This is a genomic window from Methylobacterium sp. Leaf113, assembly GCF_001423325.1.
GTDB lineage: Bacteria > Pseudomonadota > Alphaproteobacteria > Rhizobiales > Beijerinckiaceae > Methylobacterium.
Genome location: NZ_LMNJ01000051.1, coordinates 24,763 through 40,736, shown reverse-complemented (window position 1 = coordinate 40,736; position 15,974 = coordinate 24,763). Strand labels below are relative to the sequence as shown.

17 protein-coding genes are annotated in these 15,974 nt (G+C 65.3%); 11 read left to right on the top strand and 6 right to left on the bottom strand.

Annotated elements, in window-relative coordinates; genetic code table 11:
• Positions 1–56 precede the first annotated feature (56 nt).
• A complete protein-coding gene (locus ASF60_RS19775; RefSeq protein WP_056189136.1) occupies positions 57–995 on the top strand; it encodes a DUF817 domain-containing protein in 939 nt (312 codons plus the stop codon).
• On the opposite strand, the gene ASF60_RS19770 is transcribed toward ASF60_RS19775, so the two are convergent.
• Positions 983–1,198, bottom strand: a complete 216-nt coding sequence (locus ASF60_RS19770) for a hypothetical protein (RefSeq protein WP_055953370.1) — start codon at positions 1,196–1,198, stop codon at positions 983–985. The two genes, ASF60_RS19775 and ASF60_RS19770, sit on opposite strands and share 13 nt — an antisense overlap.
• A gap of 436 nt (positions 1,199–1,634) precedes the next feature.
• Between ASF60_RS19770 and ASF60_RS19765 the strand changes: the two genes are divergently transcribed.
• The 3 genes from ASF60_RS19765 (at position 1,635) to ASF60_RS19755 (ending at position 3,791) form a co-directional block, all read left to right on the top strand.
• On the top strand, positions 1,635–2,795 hold the full coding sequence (locus ASF60_RS19765; protein ID WP_056189133.1) for a S1C family serine protease: 1,161 nt from the start codon (positions 1,635–1,637) through the stop codon (positions 2,793–2,795).
• An 85-nt stretch (positions 2,796–2,880) separates the two neighbouring features.
• Positions 2,881–3,117, top strand: coding sequence for a hypothetical protein (locus ASF60_RS19760; protein ID WP_056479321.1), 237 nt, complete (start codon positions 2,881–2,883; stop codon positions 3,115–3,117).
• A complete protein-coding gene (locus tag ASF60_RS19755; RefSeq protein ID WP_056189125.1) occupies positions 3,114–3,791 on the top strand; it encodes a J domain-containing protein in 678 nt (225 codons plus the stop codon). Before ASF60_RS19760 ends, ASF60_RS19755 begins: the two co-directional genes overlap by 4 nt.
• Positions 3,792–3,921: 130 nt before the next feature.
• On the opposite strand, the gene ASF60_RS19750 is transcribed toward ASF60_RS19755, so the two are convergent.
• Positions 3,922–5,412 (bottom strand): D-alanyl-D-alanine carboxypeptidase, encoded by a 1,491-nt coding sequence (locus ASF60_RS19750; RefSeq protein ID WP_056189120.1) that lies wholly within the window; start codon positions 5,410–5,412, stop codon positions 3,922–3,924.
• Positions 5,413–5,714: 302 nt separating this feature from the next.
• Between ASF60_RS19750 and ASF60_RS19745 the strand changes: the two genes are divergently transcribed.
• From ASF60_RS19745 to ASF60_RS19730, 4 genes are all read left to right on the top strand, one after another.
• Positions 5,715–6,170, top strand: a complete 456-nt coding sequence (locus ASF60_RS19745; RefSeq protein ID WP_082508093.1) for a phasin family protein — start codon at positions 5,715–5,717, stop codon at positions 6,168–6,170.
• Positions 6,171–6,481: 311 nt separating this feature from the next.
• Positions 6,482–6,910 (top strand): ATP-dependent Clp protease adapter ClpS, encoded by a 429-nt coding sequence (gene clpS / locus ASF60_RS19740; protein WP_244476771.1) that lies wholly within the window; start codon positions 6,482–6,484, stop codon positions 6,908–6,910.
• Positions 6,911–6,933: 23 nt separating this feature from the next.
• Positions 6,934–9,408 carry an ATP-dependent Clp protease ATP-binding subunit ClpA gene (gene clpA / locus ASF60_RS19735; RefSeq protein WP_056189116.1) on the top strand — a complete coding sequence of 825 codons (2,475 nt, stop codon included), beginning with the start codon at positions 6,934–6,936 and terminating at the stop codon, positions 9,406–9,408.
• A 198-nt stretch (positions 9,409–9,606) separates the two neighbouring features.
• The gene (locus tag ASF60_RS19730; protein ID WP_056189114.1) at positions 9,607–9,870 is read left to right on the top strand and encodes a hypothetical protein; all 264 of its coding nucleotides are present in this window, start codon (positions 9,607–9,609) and stop codon (positions 9,868–9,870) included.
• A 3-nt stretch (positions 9,871–9,873) separates the two neighbouring features.
• Here the strand turns inward: ASF60_RS19730 and egtD are convergent, their stop codons facing one another.
• Together egtD and egtB are read right to left on the bottom strand one after the other, a co-directional pair.
• The gene (gene egtD / locus ASF60_RS19725; protein ID WP_056189111.1) at positions 9,874–10,848 is read right to left on the bottom strand and encodes an L-histidine N(alpha)-methyltransferase; all 975 of its coding nucleotides are present in this window, start codon (positions 10,846–10,848) and stop codon (positions 9,874–9,876) included.
• Between the two features lie 38 nt (positions 10,849–10,886).
• Positions 10,887–12,188, bottom strand: coding sequence for an ergothioneine biosynthesis protein EgtB (gene egtB, locus ASF60_RS19720; RefSeq protein ID WP_056189652.1), 1,302 nt, complete (start codon positions 12,186–12,188; stop codon positions 10,887–10,889).
• 203 nt (positions 12,189–12,391) lie between these two features.
• Here egtB and murI point away from each other — a divergent pair, with 203 nt between their 5' ends.
• The 3 genes from murI (at position 12,392) to rpsD (ending at position 14,654) form a co-directional block, all read left to right on the top strand.
• Entirely contained in the window at positions 12,392–13,267 is an 876-nt protein-coding gene (murI, locus tag ASF60_RS19715; protein WP_056189108.1) for a glutamate racemase, read from the top strand.
• Positions 13,268–13,363: 96 nt separating this feature from the next.
• On the top strand, positions 13,364–13,840 hold the full coding sequence (locus ASF60_RS19710) for a DUF3291 domain-containing protein (RefSeq protein ID WP_056189648.1): 477 nt from the start codon (positions 13,364–13,366) through the stop codon (positions 13,838–13,840).
• Positions 13,841–14,036: 196 nt separating this feature from the next.
• Positions 14,037–14,654 (top strand): 30S ribosomal protein S4, encoded by a 618-nt coding sequence (rpsD, locus tag ASF60_RS19705; RefSeq protein ID WP_056189104.1) that lies wholly within the window; start codon positions 14,037–14,039, stop codon positions 14,652–14,654.
• A 100-nt stretch (positions 14,655–14,754) separates the two neighbouring features.
• On the opposite strand, the gene ASF60_RS19700 is transcribed toward rpsD, so the two are convergent.
• Entirely contained in the window at positions 14,755–15,021 is a 267-nt protein-coding gene (locus ASF60_RS19700) for a hypothetical protein (protein ID WP_338011514.1), read from the bottom strand.
• Positions 15,022–15,143: 122 nt separating this feature from the next.
• Positions 15,144–15,908 (bottom strand): cold-shock protein, encoded by a 765-nt coding sequence (locus tag ASF60_RS26050; protein WP_056189096.1) that lies wholly within the window; start codon positions 15,906–15,908, stop codon positions 15,144–15,146.
• Between the last annotated feature and the right edge of the window lie 66 nt (positions 15,909–15,974).

The window sequence follows — 15,974 nt, the reverse complement described above, 5'->3', positions numbered from 1 at the left end:
TCTTCGGAGCGGCCTTTTTTTGTCCTATGCCGTTACTGCCGGGAACAGGGACAGACATGAAGCACGGGACGGGGGCAGAGAGCGCAGCCAGATTCTGGCCGCATCTCGCACGTTTCATATCTCTGGATGTACGCGTTGGGACCTGGGCACAGGCGAAAGGGCCTTGGGTCGCCGGAGCCTACGAATTTCTAAGGTTTGGCATCAAGCAGGGCTGGGCCTGCCTGTTTGGTGGCCTGCTCTGCGCCGCCGTGATCGGGAGCTATCTGTTCTATCCGCCCGATGCCGCCCTGAGCCGCTACGATGCGCTGACCCTCGCGGCCATCGCCATCCAGGCTAGCCTGCTCGCCTTGAAGATGGAGACCTGGGAAGAGGCGAAGATCATCGCCCTCTATCACGTCGTCGGCACGGTGATGGAGGTGTTCAAGACCAGCGTCGGATCTTGGATCTATCCCGAAGCAAGCGTCCTGCGGATCGCCGGTGTCCCGCTCTTCACGGGCTTCATGTATGCCAGTGTCGGGTCCTACATCGCGCGGGTCTGGCGCCTGTTCGACTTCCGCTTCGCCCATCATCCGCGTCTGTCCCTGACGCTACCCCTGGCCGGGGGGATCTATGTGAACTTCTTCAGCCACCATGTGATCTGGGACATGCGGATTGCGCTATTCTTGGCCACGGTGCTGCTTTTTGGACGGACGTGGGTGTATTTCAAGGTCTGGCAGGTCCACCGCCGGATGCCGCTGCTTCTAGGCTTCGGCCTTGTGGCAGTGTTCATCTGGATTGCGGAGAATATCGGCACCTACACCCGGGTCTGGCTCTATCCGAAGCAGGTGACCGGCTGGTCGCCCGTATCCTGGCAAAAGTTCGGGTCCTGGTTCCTGCTGATGATCGTCTCGTACGTCCTCGTGACACTCGTGAGCCGACCGCGGCCATTTCGACAGCCGGCTCGCGCAGAGTGCGGCGCCGATCCGGCGCCGACGAACGAACGTCAGTTCAAGTAGGTGCGGATCCAGTTCGGCGAGAGAACCTCACCATCCTCGGTGATGATCCAGGGCTGCTTGGCCGGGTCGGACAGGGCACCGGCGGCGGCTTCGATCGCTTCGCGCAGGGTGCGGTAGCGGGCCGGCTGGGCGAGGGGAGCCGGAACCGGAGCCGTACGCCAGATCGTCAGATCGGCGGGACGTTCCAGGGCTTGGGTTTCCATTTTCGTATTCCTTCAATCGTGAGGGTTGTTCCCCGCGATACCGGATGACCGGGTCAAGACCTTTACGGCCTCGAACCTGAACATTCGCTGCGGGACGTTCATCGGTATGAATGGAAGCATCTCTGAGGCGGCTTCGAGGCTATTTCAGACCACAATGAAATGTTCATTTCAGCCTGAACCCTGTCTCCCTCATACAATGCGCTTGCGCGGTGCAATTAGCGCAGAATATGGCCGCTTTTGGACGCCTTCTCGTTCGGTTTGTCACCAAGCCTGACAATGTCGGGCCGATGTTTATCTTTGGCAGCCGCCAGAATCGGTGTGCTGTCACACCCACGCCGGCGGTGGTACCGCATCAGTTGAAGGGCGATGCGTCACTGACCAGTTAATGGAAATGACGTGCGACGCGATTTTCGCCGCATGGTGAAGAGGATGACACATGCGCGATCGGTCTTCGCCGCAGCCTCCGGCGGATCGTTTCCTGCGATGGGTCGCCGGTGCGGCGATCGTCCTGCTCACACTCTTCGTCGCGCAACCCTACCTGACCGGTCTTGCGTTCTCCGAGCGGACGTCCCGCGCCATTACCGCCCGGGGCGACCTCGCGCCGGCCGAGGCGACGACGGTCGAGTTGTTCGCCCGGGCGAGTCCGTCCGTGGTTCACGTCTTCGTTCAGGCTGCTGCTCAAGGCCGAGCCCTGATGGGCGTCGACGCGGACGATGGCGACCAGAACAACGGCGCGCAGACCGGCACCGGCTTCGTCTGGGACGCGGCCGGACATATCGTCACCAACAATCACGTGGTTGCAGCGGCTGCGCAGGGCGGCAGCTCCGTCGCCGTCCGCCTCTCCTCCGGCGCGGTGGTGTCGGCAAGTTTGGTCGGTGCGGCACCGAGCTATGATCTTGCCGTGCTCCGCCTCGGCCGCACGACCGCCGCACCGCAACCCCTGGCGATCGGCACTTCGGCCGACCTGAAAGTCGGACAGGCGGCTTATGCCATCGGCAATCCCTTCGGTCTGGATCATACGCTGACCACGGGCGTGATCAGTGCACTCCAGCGGCGTCTACCCACGAGCGCGGGCCGCGAATTGTCGGGCGTGATCCAGACCGATGCCGCGATCAATCCCGGAAATTCGGGTGGTCCGCTTCTCGATTCCGCCGGGCGCCTCATCGGCGTGAACACGGCAATCTTTTCGCCGTCAGGAGCCAGCGCGGGCATCGGCTTTGCAATCCCCGTCGATGTGGTGAACCGGGTCGTTCCCGAACTCATCCGAAACGGCCGGACCCGCAATCCCGGCATCGGGATTATCGCCGGTCAAGAGGCCACGGCAGCGCGCCTCGGCATCGATGGCGTCGTCGTTCTGCGCGTCCTCCGCGGGTCGCCGGCCGCGGCGGCCGGCCTGCGCGGTGTCGATCCCCAGACCGGCGACATCGGCGACATCATCGTCGGCGCCGGCAACCAACCCGTGCATCGCCTCGCCGATCTCACCGCCGTGATGGAGGCGGCCGGCCTGGGTGCGCCGATCGAACTGACCGTCGAGCGCGACGGGCGCACACGCCGTGTCCGTGTCACGACGTCCGACGTTGCGGAAAGACGTCTTTGACTCTCGACCTCTCGTCAGGTGGGGCGCCGACCGGTAAAGCGGCTCCGGCGATCAGCGAAAGCGACTCATGGTCTGTCACCGTCCCGTGCCGATTCTCCTGCTCTGGTTCGCCGGCATGGTCGCCGCCGATGCCGGAGAGCAGATGCCGCCCCGTCTCTGCCCGGAGAACGCGCCGGAAGGCGTGCGGCTGCCCTCGCGGCGCGGGTGCGGTAGCGAACGCGCGCCGGACCGATCGGCTCGGGATCAGGGCTTGCGTGACATCGACGGGGTGAAACTTCGAGTCGGCGGGCGGATCACCGCTGAGTACGGCGTCAGCCGGTGACGTTCATCGCCGGCATCGTCGCGCTCCTGATCCTGTGGTGGTTCGCATCCCATGCGCGCCGGCGGTATCCGGCGCTGAGCACGCGCCTGCTGCGGCAGGTGGGTGGCTATCTTGCCCTCGCGGCGGCGGGGCTTTTCCTGTTCCGCGGCCGGCTCGAGTTCGCGCTCCTGCTGGGCGCGGGTGGGACCTGGCTGCTGGAGGGTTCCACCGGATTGAAAACCCGCTTGAACGGCATCGCTTCCCGGTTCGATCCGAGACAATTCGGCGGCGGCAGCATCCGGTTCGATCAAAGCGGCGACGGGATCGCGCTGATTGGTCCCTATGCGGGGCAACCCCTGTCGGCGATCCCCGTGCCCGGTCTTCTCGCCCTGTTCGGACGCGATGCCGTCACCACCCGCCGACTAGAGGCGTATCTCGACCGCCGGCATCCCGGCTGGCGTGTAGACGCTCAGGGAGATGCCGACACGGGGCCGCGCCGTGCGGCGTACCCAGGGGCGATGACGGAGCAGGAGGCCTATGAGATCCTGGGGCTTGAGCGCGGGGCGTCCCTGGAGCAGGTCCGCACGGCCCATCGGACGTTGATGAAGCGGCTGCACCCCGACCAGGGGGGAACGGCCGAGCAGGCGGCGCGCGTCAACGCGGCCCGTGACAGGCTTAACAACCGACATCGCTGATACTCCACGCGCGTTGCCAGACAGGGAATGTCGAACGTACCGCCGACCGGTGGAACGAACCGGGCATGCGTATCCTGTGCCGGACGCGCGATGAGGCGTCCGGGCCGATCGAAGGTCGCCGACGGGGACCTTAGCTACGGGTGGCGAAGCAACTGAAACCGCTGCGCTTCAGCGCGTTGCAGGCGTCCTGGGCGGTATCCTGCTCGGCGAAGCCGGAGAACCGGGCCCGGAACAGAGTCGCGCCGCCATGCTCGACCTTCACTGTGTAGGGCGAGGCCTTGGAGAGCGTCCCACCGGCACGGCTGCGGGCCTCGGCGAGCATCGACTTCGCCTTGTCCTCGTCATCCATGGCGCCGAGCTGGATCACCCAGGCGGTCGGCGTGATCTTCGCGCCGGCCACCGGCTTCGGCGCCTCGGCGCGCGGACCATCGATGGAGGCGAGGCGGGCATCGCTCTTGCCGCCCGACGGGAAGGCCGCAGGACCGCTCGTGGCCGCATAGGCCTGCGCAGAATTCGGAAGGGCACCGGACCGCCACTTCGCACCGGCGCTCCCGGGGGTCGTGGTGGCGCTCCGGTTGGGTGTGATGTCGAGCGGCTGGCCGGCACGGAGCGTCGACGCGGTGGTCTCGACATCCTCCTCGTCGTCCGCCGAAGCAACCTGCGTCCGCGTCCGCGAAGCGCCGTCCGCCACCACGGCCGGACGCGCGCGCTCGGCGACCTCGATGGTCGAGGGCGTCTGTCGCGAACCCGCATAGGCGCGCGGCAAGGATTGGCGCACGAGGTCGGCCATGATGCGATCACGGCTGGCGCCCGACTTGCCACCCAGCACGATCGCCACGATCTGGCGATCGTCCAGCTTGGCCGCCGTCATCAGGTTGAAGCCGGAATCACGAGTGTAGCCGGTCTTGATTCCGTCCACCCCCTGCACGTTGCCGAGGAGGCGGTTGTGGTTGCCGATGACCCGGCCGCGAAAGGCGAAGGAGCGGGTCTGGAAGTACTTGTAATAGCGCGGGAAGCGGTCCTGAATCGCCCGCGCCAGGATCGTGAGGTCACGGGCCGTGGTGATCTGGTCGGCGTCCGGCAGCCCGGAGGCGTTGGCGTAGTGGGTCCGGCTCATGCCGAGGGCCTTGGCCTTCTGCGTCATCATGTCCGCAAAGCGCGATTCCGAGCCGGCAATATTCTCGCCGATGGCGCAGGCGACGTCGTTGGCCGACTTGGTCACGATCGCCTTGATCGCCTCCTCGACCTCGATGGTCGAGCCAGGGCGCAGACCGAGCTTCGAGGGAGCCTGCGAGGCCGCAAAGGACGAGATCGTCAAAGGCGACTCGAGGGTGTAGCGGCCACGCTCAAGCTGTTCGAACAGCATGTAGAGCGTCATGACCTTCGTGATCGAGGCCGGGTGACGCAGCGAGTCTTCGTTGATCGCATGCAACGTCTTGCCGGTCTTCACGTCCACCACCATGGCGGCGTAGGGCGGGTTGTAGCCACCTCCGCCGCCACCGCGGTGATGGTGACCGCGACGGGCCTCCGCAGGAGAGGCGAGGGCGGCCAGAACGGCGGCCGCCGCGATCGCGGCCGGCAGGGCAGGCACCCGGCCGACGCGGGGAGTATGGCTACGCATCACGACTCACTGCCTCGACATGCACAGCCCGCAGGCCGGCTTGCACCGCAACATCTCGGCGGAGCGGGCGGTCGGTCCGCCCAAACCCCGCAACATCTGTCAATCAGGCTAGGTGGACGCAGTTACGGCCCGGTTAATGCCTGGACGTCAATTCGCCGGGAAAACATCCCGTGTTGCATCGCAATATAAATCTTGACGTTCGATGGTGCATCGCACACATCAGGTCACAGGCCGCTCGCAGTCGACCGGGCCTCCACCCGAGACGTCAGGGACTGGCCTGAAAAAGCCGAGAGGATCGCCAGATGACCCAAATGTTCGACAAAGCTTCCACGATGAGCAAGACGGGCCTGTCCGACGCGCTGAGAAGCGTGTCCCTGGTGGCCAAGACCAACCAGACGGCCGGGATCGAGATGGTGGACTTTGCCAAGGACTCCTACGCAGCCAGTTCGGAAGCCATCAAGAAGCTGGCCGGCGCGCGTACGATGCAGTCCGCGCTCGAGATCCAGACCGCGTATCTGATGGCCTCTTACGAGCGGCTTCAGGCGCAAGCGAACACGATGACGGAACTCTACCGAGGGCTGGCGAAGGAAATCGGCGCGCCCCTCCAGGACAAGACCGGGTTCGGCATGCCGGCCTTTTTCGATCCCAAAACTTTCTTCGATCCGAAAGCCTTCTTCGATCCCAAAGCTTTCCTAGATCCGAAAAATTTTCCGAAACTTCCGGGCTTTCCGGGCGCGCCCAAGACGCTGGCCGCCTGAGCGCAGACCCGGCGGGGGGGCATCGGCCTCCCTTCGCGAGACCCGGAACACCCCCCTTCGACCCTGCGCGAGTCTTCGCGCGGGGTCGTTTGCGTTCGAGCGCCACGCGGCGGCGATGCGGCGGACAGAACCGCTGTCCGGGCCCCACCGATGCCTTGCTGAAAGCGGTATCGGACAAGTGCGCGCATCCGACTGGCGAAGCGGCCGATCGCTCTATAGATTACTCCCGATGCGAGCGCGCCTCGCCGGCGTGACCCGCGGACCAGCAGCCTACGAGCAGCATGCCGCACTATGGGGTCGATGCGATTCAGATGACCGACGTCCTGATACGGGGCAGCGAATCCTCACGCGCGAACGGCCCCGACACCCCGACGCAGCTTCGCCGTGTCGCCGAAGTGCGCGCGGTCGACGAACCCCACGAGCCGGGTGGTACCGATGACGGGCGGTCCGGAACCGCCATCATCACCCGAACGAAGCCTAAGACGAAGCGACCGAGCCTTTATCGGGTTCTCTTGCTGAACGACGACTACACGCCGCAAGAATTCGTCGTGCACGTCGTCGAGAAATTCTTCAACAAGTCGCAGGAAGCCGCCTTTCAAATCATGATGCACGTACACCACAACGGTGTCGGCGAGTGCGGGATCTTCACCTACGAAGTTGCGGAGACCAAGGTGACGCAGGTCATGGACTTCGCCCGCAAACACCAACATCCTCTCCAGTGCGTTATGGAAAAGAAATAGGCACCCCACACAGAGGCCACGCTTTGCCCAGCTTCTCTCGCAGCCTAGAACAAGCTCTCCACCGCGCCTTGGCGCTCGCCGGTGAGCGCCGGCACGAATACGCGACGCTGGAGCATCTCCTGCTCGCCCTCGTCGACGATCAGGACGCGGCCGCCGTCATGCGCGCCTGCAACGTCGAGGTCGACACCCTCAAGCGCAGCCTGGTCGAATACGTCGACACCGAATTGGCGAACCTGATCGGGGACGGCCGGCAGGATGCCAAACCGACAGCGGGGTTCCAGCGCGTGATCCAGCGCGCGGTGATCCACGTGCAATCCTCCGGGCGCGAGGAGGTCACAGGTGCGAATGTGCTGGTGGCGATCTTCGCCGAGCGCGAGAGCCACGCCGCCTATTTCCTGCAGGAGCAGGACATGACGCGCTACGATGCCGTCAATTACATCAGCCACGGCATTGCCAAGCGGCCGGGAGCCTCCGAGTCGAAGCCTGTGCGCGGAGCCGACGAGGAAGCGGCCTCGGAGCGTCCCAGCGGTGATGAGGGCGAGGGTCGCGCGAAGAAGAAGGGCGATGCCCTCGAGGCCTATTGCGTCAACCTCAACAAGAAGGCCCGTGACGGTCGCATCGATCCGCTGATCGGACGCGAGAGCGAGGTGCAGCGCACCATCCAGATCCTCTGCCGCCGGCAGAAAAACAACCCTCTGCTGGTGGGCGAGCCGGGCGTCGGCAAGACCGCCATCGCCGAGGGTCTGGCCCGCAAGATCATCAACAAGGAGGTGCCCGAAGTCCTCATCGAGGCCACGGTGTTCTCCCTCGACATGGGTACCCTGCTGGCCGGTACCCGCTATCGCGGTGACTTCGAGGAGCGCCTCAAGCAGGTGATGAAGGAGATCGAGGCGCACCCAAACGCGGTGCTCTTCATCGACGAGATCCACACCGTCATCGGCGCCGGTGCGACCTCGGGCGGTGCCATGGATGCCTCGAACCTCTTGAAGCCCGCCCTGGCGAACGGCTCGCTCCGCTGCATTGGTTCGACCACCTACAAGGAGTACCGCCAGTACTTCGAGAAGGATCGCGCCCTGGTGCGCCGCTTCCAGAAGATCGACGTCAATGAACCGTCGATCCCCGATGCGATCGAGATCGTGAAGGGCCTGAAGCCGTACTTCGAGGAATTCCACAAGCTCAAGTACACCACCGAGGCCGTGAAGGCGGCGGTGGAACTCTCGGCCCGGTACATCAACGACCGCAAGCTGCCCGACAAGGCGATCGACGTCATCGACGAGACCGGCGCATCGCAGATGCTGGTCCCGGAGGCACGCCGCAAGCGCACCATCGGCGTTAAGGAGATCGAGGCGACCATCGCCACGATGGCCCGCATCCCGCCCAAGACCGTGTCGAAGGATGACGCGGTGGTTCTCAAGAACCTGACCGAGAACCTCAAGCGCGTGGTCTACGGCCAGCCGAACGCCATCGATGCGCTCACATCCGCGATCAAGTTGGCTCGCGCCGGTTTGCGCGACCCGGACAAGCCGATCGGTTCGTACCTGTTCGCGGGTCCGACCGGCGTCGGTAAGACCGAAGCCGCCAAGCAGCTCGCGGCGTCCCTCGGTGTCGAGATGCTTCGCTTCGACATGTCCGAGTACATGGAGCGCCACACGGTCAGCCGCCTGATCGGCGCGCCTCCCGGTTACGTCGGCTTCGACCAGGGTGGCCTGCTGACCGACGGCATCGATCAGCACCCGCATTGCGTCCTGCTGCTCGACGAGATCGAGAAGGCGCATCCGGACCTCTTCAACATCCTGTTGCAGGTCATGGATCACGGCAAGCTGACAGATCACAACGGCAAGCAGGTCGATTTCCGGAACGTCATCATCATCATGACGACGAATGCGGGCGCGTCCGACCTGGCCAAGTCCGCCTACGGCTTCACGCAGGCGAAGCGCACGGGCGACGACGTCGAGGCCATCAACAAGCTGTTCGCACCGGAATTCCGCAACAGGCTCGATGCGATCATCTCGTTCGGGCACCTGCCAAAGGAAGTCGTGGCGAAGGTGGTGGACAAGTTCGTCCTCCAGCTCGAGGCGCAGCTGGCCGATCGCAATGTCACCATCGAGCTTTCGGACGAGGCGCGCGAGTGGCTGACCGAGAACGGCTACGACGATGCCATGGGCGCCCGGCCTATGGCCCGGCTGATCCAGTCGACCATCAAGACTCCGCTGGCCGACGAGGTTCTGTTCGGACGGCTTAAGGATGGCGGCGCGGTCCGAGTCGTGGTCCGCAAGCCCGAAGGCGAGGGCAAGGAGGCACTCGGTTTCGAATTCCCGGCCGGCCCGGTGACGCCGAAGCCCGAGAAGGATGTCACCAACGCCGCCAAGAAGCACAAGCGGACCCGGGCCAAAGCGTCGACGCGCAAGCCGACCGACAAGCGTGATGACAAGGGTGGGTCCGGTGGCGGCGGCTCGGGCGTTCGTACCGTCCCAAAAGTGCCGTTGGTCAAGGCCTGATCGCGTAACCAGCCGGTCTCTCCGTTCATCGGAGGGGCCGGTTTCATGGTCTTGAACGTTGAGAAAACCAGACCCGCCGGTCGACATGAGATCGCCGGGTGGTTAGCAAGCGCGGGAACGGAGAGCGGGCGCTGCAACGACAGATGGGCCGGAAACGCCTCCCTATCGCTGAGAACGATTGAGGAGGGCGCCCCCCGGATGAGTGACTTACACGAAGGTCCCCTCACGCCGATTTCGCAGACCCACCAGCCCGTGCCGAAGCTGACGGCCCGCGAACAGCGTCGGCTGCGTCGCAAGCGCCGGCGTCAGGGCGAGGAAATCCTGGGCTGGATCCTCGTTCCTGTCATCGTCGTCGGGATTTACTGGGGTGTGACGGCCGGACTCGACGTTCTCGGTACCTCGCCGGGCCAACTCTGGGATCAGCTAATGCAGGTCAAGGCTATGCTGGAGAAACGCAGCTGACGCCTACGGCCGCTTCAGAGCGTGAATCGAAAACAGGGCGGCCGGGTCGGTCCAGACAGACCCCGCCTCCCAGCCGGCCTCATAAGCCAAGGCACGGAAGCGATCGATCGTATACTTGTAGCTGTTCTCGGTATGGATGGTTTCGCCTTCCGCGAAAGAGATGCGCCGATCGGCGATCTGGATCGTCTGCGCTGTCCGGCTGACCAGATGCATCTCGATGCGAGAGGCGTCCGCATTGAAGAAGGCACGGTGCGTGAAGGCATCGCGGTCGATATCGGCACCGAGCTCTTGTTTCATGCGGACAAGAAGATTGCGGTTGAAGGCCGCCGTTACTCCCGCCACATCGTCATAGGCCGCTTCGAGGACCGCCCTGTCCTTCACGAGATCGACCCCGATGATCAACGTTGCGCCGGAGCCCAGAACCTGTCCGAAGTGTTCGAGCAGACGGGCTGCTTGGGGCGGCTCGAAATTACCGATGGTCGAGCCGGGAAAGAAGCCGGCCACAGGTCCCTCCGCGAGTCCCGACGGCAGGGAGAAGGCCCGGGTGAAGTCGGCGGCGACGGGGGTGATCGCGAGATGGGGGAAATCCTGCGCCAAGGCCTCGGCCTCGCTGCGCAGGAAGCTTTCCGAAACGTCGACCGGAACGTATCCGGCAAGGTCCGGCCGATGCACCAAGAGGCGCCGTACCTTGACGGTCGAGCCGCTGCCGAATTCTACGAGCGTCGCCCGCTCCGGAAGGGCCGCGGCAATCGCCGAACCCTGCGCGTCGAGGATGCCGAGTTCGGTTCGCGTCGGATAATATTCAGGCTGGCGGGTGATCGCCTCGAACAGGTCTGAACCGGCAGCATCGTAGAAGTACTTCGCCGAGAGGAACTTCTGGGGTGCCGACAGGCCGGTGAGGACATCGTCGAGGAATTGCCGTTCGGCGTCGAGGGCCGTGATCGGCGTCGCATCCGTGAAGACGGGATTGATGGTCAAGGGATCTCTCCGGATACGCGACAGGTCGAGGGGAGCAGTCAGATGCGGGTGTCGGACAGGCGCAGGCCCGTGAATTGCCAGCGCTGATGCGGGTAGAAGAAATTTCGGTATTCAACGCGCGCATGGCCTTGCGCCGTGGCGACCGATGAGCCGCGCAGCACGAACTGGTTCGACATGAACTTGCCGTTGTATTCGCCGAGCGCTCCGTCGACCGGGCGATAGCCCGGATAGGCGGTGTAGGCGCTGCGGGTCCATTGCCAGACGAGGCCGAAGGCGTCCGAAAGTTTGTCCTCGCGGGCAGCGACCTCCCACTCGAACTCGGTCGGCAGATCCCGTCCGGCCCATCGGGCATAAGCGTCAGCCTCGAAGTAGCTGATATGGGTCACCGGGAGAGTTGGGTCGATCGGCTGGATGCCGGCCAGGGTCATGCTTGCCCACGCTTGGCGGCCACTGATCTCTTCGGCCTCCGAGACGCCGTCACGGCGCCAGTAACCCGGCGCCTCCCAGCCCTCAGCCTGGGCGGCGATCCAGCCATCCGAAAGCCAGAGTTCGGGGCGCGTGTAGCCACCATCGGCCATGAAGGCGAGCCATTGTGCGTTCGTCACGAGGGCTCTGTCGATGGTACCGCCCTGGATCAGAACCTCGTGGCGCGGCGATTCGTTGTCGAACGAGAAGCCCTCACCCGTATGCCCGATCGGGACGATGCCGCGCGCGATATCCGAACGCCCCTCTGCGCCAACCGGTCGAGGGAAGCGCCACCCGGCGTCATAGGCTGGTCCGAGGGGGTTCTGCGCAAAGGCATGCAGGATATCGGTGATCAGCAACTCCTGGTGCTGTTGCTCATGGTACAGCCCGATCTCCAGAACCGGCAGGATCGCATCCAAGGCGCTGGCGGAAGCTTGGCTCAGAAGAGCGTCCACGGCCCGATCCACATGCGCCCGGTAGCCCGCCACGTCGTCGGCGGTCGGCCGCGTGATCAGCCCGCGCAGAATGCGGGGCTGACGGGGGCCGGCGGCGACGTAGTAGGAATTGAAGAGGTAGTGCAGCCGCTCATCATAGATGGCGTAGCCCGGCAGATGCTCGCGCAGCAGGAACTGTTCGAAGAACCACGTCGTATGGGCTCGGTGCCATTTCGTCGGGCTCGCATCGGCCATCGACTGGACCTGCTGGTCCTCGGGAGAGAGCGGGCCGGCTCGCCGCTCTGTCTCGTCGCGGACATGATGAAAAGCGGCGATCCAGGCCGAGCGATCGACAGGCTTGGCATTTCGAGACGGAGGCGGGAAGACCGCCCGGTCCGTCGCCACGTCCTGGATCTCGCGAAACGCTGCCGTCGCTGCCATGACGAACATCCTCTCTGACACTATCGTCAGGTGAGATATGTCCGATGGTGGATTCGGCAATCTCCGCAAAGCTGGGCCGTTCGTCGCGGCAACGGTCCCGCACCCTACGGAACGCGTCGCCTTTTTCAGGCCATGGTGACATCCCCTTAACCGTCGCCGGCCGACACTTCGCCGTTGAAGCGAGACAGTCGGACCGAACTCGGATGCGGATCGATCTCATGGCTGGAGCGACCACCAGCGCGGCGGCCCGGAACGTGGTCCCGACGCCCACCATCCTGGTGTTCGATTCCGGGCTCGGCGGCTTGTCCGTGCTGGATCAGGTTCGGCGGGCACGGCCCGATGCCAGCTATGTGTATGCGGCCGACGACGCAGCCTTTCCCTATGGGCGCCTCGCGGAGCCCGTCCTGGTCGACCGGGTGCTCGCCGTGATGGAGCGTTTGGTTGCCGTGCACCGCCCAGACCTCGTGGTGGTCGCGTGCAACACCGCATCCACCCTGGTTCTGCCGGCCCTGCGCCAGCATTTCACCACACCGTTCGTCGGCGTCGTGCCGCCGATCAAACCGGCGGCGGAGGCAACGCGCTCGCGTGTCGTCACCCTTCTGGCGACGCCTGGTACGGTGGCGCGGGCCTACACGCATGATCTCATCGAGACCTACGCGTCCACCTGCGCGGTGACCCTGGTGGGTGCTCCGAACCTCGCGGGCTATGCCGAGGCCGAACTGGCCGGACGGCCCATCGACGATTTAGAGCTCGCCCGCGAGATCGCTCCCTGCTTCGTGACCCTGGAGGATGGCCGGCGCACCGATGTGGTCTGCCTTGCCTGTACGCACTACCCCCTGCTGCTCACACGCTTCCAGGTCCTCGCACCATGGCCGGTGACGTGGATCGATCCCGCACCGGCCATCGCCCGCCGCGTGACCCAGTTGCTCGGACCGGTGGATCGCACCGCCCGCGCGGCTGCCCCCATGCTGGGTGCCTTCACGGCTGGAGGGGGCCTGACCCAACCGCTTCGACATTCGCTGATGCTGCGCGGCATCGGCTCCATCGCCGTCGAGCCGATGCCGCTCGGACGCCAATAGCAGGACGAAGCCACGCTCGTCGGCGAACGCGCGCTGTGGGCGCAATCGGGCGTCTCCTCCATCGCTCTCGGCCGAATGAGGGTGACCGGTAACATCATGACCTTCATCAGTGTCACCCGCCTGCACCTCCGCGCGATCCGATTTCTGCCGGGATTTGCCATGCACGCGATCCGGACTCGCAATCAGGTTCGCCAGGCCACCGGATTCAAGACCGGTGCCCTGCTACAGGATCACGACTGGACCTTCTGGACCATGACGGCCTGGACGGATGAGGCGAGCATGCGCCGGTACGTGATGGGGGGTGCCCATCGCAGCGCGATGCCCAGCCTGGTCCGCTGGTGCGATGAGGCCTCGGTGGTCCATTGGACCCAAGCGGACACTGTCCTGACCTCCGGGAGCAACCTCCCGCCTTGGGAGGACGCGGACCGCCGCATGCGTGCGGATGGCCACCCCTCGAAAGTCAGGCACCCAAGTCCGCGGCATCTGACGATGACGTACCGGCCCCCGCGCCTCACCCGCTCCGGTCCGATCCGTGCCGCCGCGGCCGGTAGCGAAGAGCCGGCTCGGCATTGACCTTGCCGCGCTCCTGCTCTAACGAAGCGCCGGTGACGGGGCTCCGACGAGGGGCCCCGAAGCATTTTCGTACACACTCGTTCTAACGCACCCGTGGGCGGCAATGTCCGCTCTGTCGTTCCGTCATCGGCCCTGTGCCACGGCGGAAAGAGGAGGGCGCGTTCCTCGATAGATCTCCATTGCGAGAGGAACCGCGATGTCAAAACGCATTCAGGCGAAGCACAAGCTCGATCGCCGCATGGGCCAGAACATCTGGGGCCGCCCGAAGAGCCCCGTCAATCGCCGCGAGTACGGCCCCGGCCAGCATGGTCAGCGCCGCAAGGGCAAGATGTCCGACTTCGGCACGCAGCTGCGCGCCAAGCAGAAGCTCAAGGGCTACTACGCCAACATCACCGAGAAGCAGTTCCGCCGCTACTACGCCGAGGCGATCCGCCTGCGTGGCGATTCCGGCGAGAACCTGATCGGCCTGCTCGAGCGTCGCCTCGACGCCGTGGTCTACCGCGCGAAGTTCGTGCCGACCCCGTTCGCGGCGCGCCAGTTCGTCAACCACGGCCACGTCAAGGTCAACGGTCAGCGCGTCAACATCGCCAGCTACCTGGTGAAGCCGGGCGACCTGATCGAGGTCAAGGATTCGTCGAAGCAGCTCGAGATCGTCGTCGTGGCGGCGCAGCTCCCCGAGCGCGACGTGCCGGACTACATCGAGGTGGATCACTCCAAGATGACCGCCCGCGTGACCCGCGTGCCGAACCTCGGCGAAGTTCCCTACCCGGTCCAGATGGAACCGAACCTCGTCATCGAGTTCTATTCGCGCTGATCCCAGTGGATCGCGCCGAACACCGGAAGGGCCGCCCCCACAAGGGCGGCCCTTTCTCGTTGACACGGTCCTGGCGTGGAACGCTCACCCATGGCGACGATCAGCGGGGGAGGGGGTTCGCCGAACCCGGCTGCGGTGTGCGGTTCCGTGCCTGAAGCGCTCGGGATGCCTCCATCGCACTCGGCGGCATGCCATTCCCTGCCGTCGCACCCGCGACCTCGCTCGCGGCATCCGGCCTAGCGCCCCGTGCGTCGCGCTCCCCCGCCCCGAACGCATAGCCCGCGTTCACGCCGGCGTAGAATCCGGTGAAATCCTCCGCCGCGGCCGACCCGGCGGTGATCATGGCCACCAGGGTAACCGTCGACATCACGGCGATCCGCATCCGTTCGTCCTCAGCCTGTCATATCCCCAACGCGAAACGGCGGCCCAAGGGGCCGCCGCTTCAGTCAAGCTCTCAAAGGTGGCCGCAACGCGACCCCGGGACGACGATCAATCGTCGACGTTGATGCTCTGGGCCTCGCGGCCCTTCTGGCCCTCGACGACACCGAGGACGACCTGCTGGCCCTCGGCGAGCGAGTCGAGACCGGCCCGCGAGAGCGCGGAGCGATGCACGAACACGTCCTTGCCGCCATCGTTGACGGAGACGAAGCCGAAGCCCTTGGCCGGATCGTACCACTTCACCGTGCCGGTCATCTCGGTCGACGGGCCGCTGGCGAAGCGGCCACCGCCACGATCGCCGCCGCCGGCGCGATCGCCGTAGCCACCACCACCACCGCCGTAACCGCCACCACCGCCGAAGCGGTCGCCGCCGCCGAACCCTCCGGTGCGGGGCGGACGCGCATCGCGCATGGGCGCAGCCTCAGCCGTCGAGGTATCCACGCTGGTGACGTCGGTCACCTGCGGACCCTTCTGGCCCTGGGCGGTGTGAACCGTCAGGCGCGTGCCGGGCAGGAGATCGGCATGACCGGCAGCTTCGACGGCGCGGATGTGGAGGAAGGCATCGCCCGAACCGTCAGCCAGCTCGACGAAACCGAAGCCCTTCTCCTTGTTGAACCACTTGACCGTCGCATCGCGCTCCGGCCCCGAGGGAGCTGCGGCAGCCCTGGCCGGGCCACGGTCGAAACCGCCGCCACCGCCGAAACCACCACCGTAGCCACCGCCGCTCGGAGGAGCCTGATCCGGCCAACGCGGCTCGGCTCCACCCTCATCGAAGCCGCGCTTCTGCGGCCCCCGAAAATCACGACCACGTCCCATAGAAAGCTCGCAAAAACCGTCCGCCGACCATCAGTTTCGATAACCGCGTGCGCGCCATCCCAGACA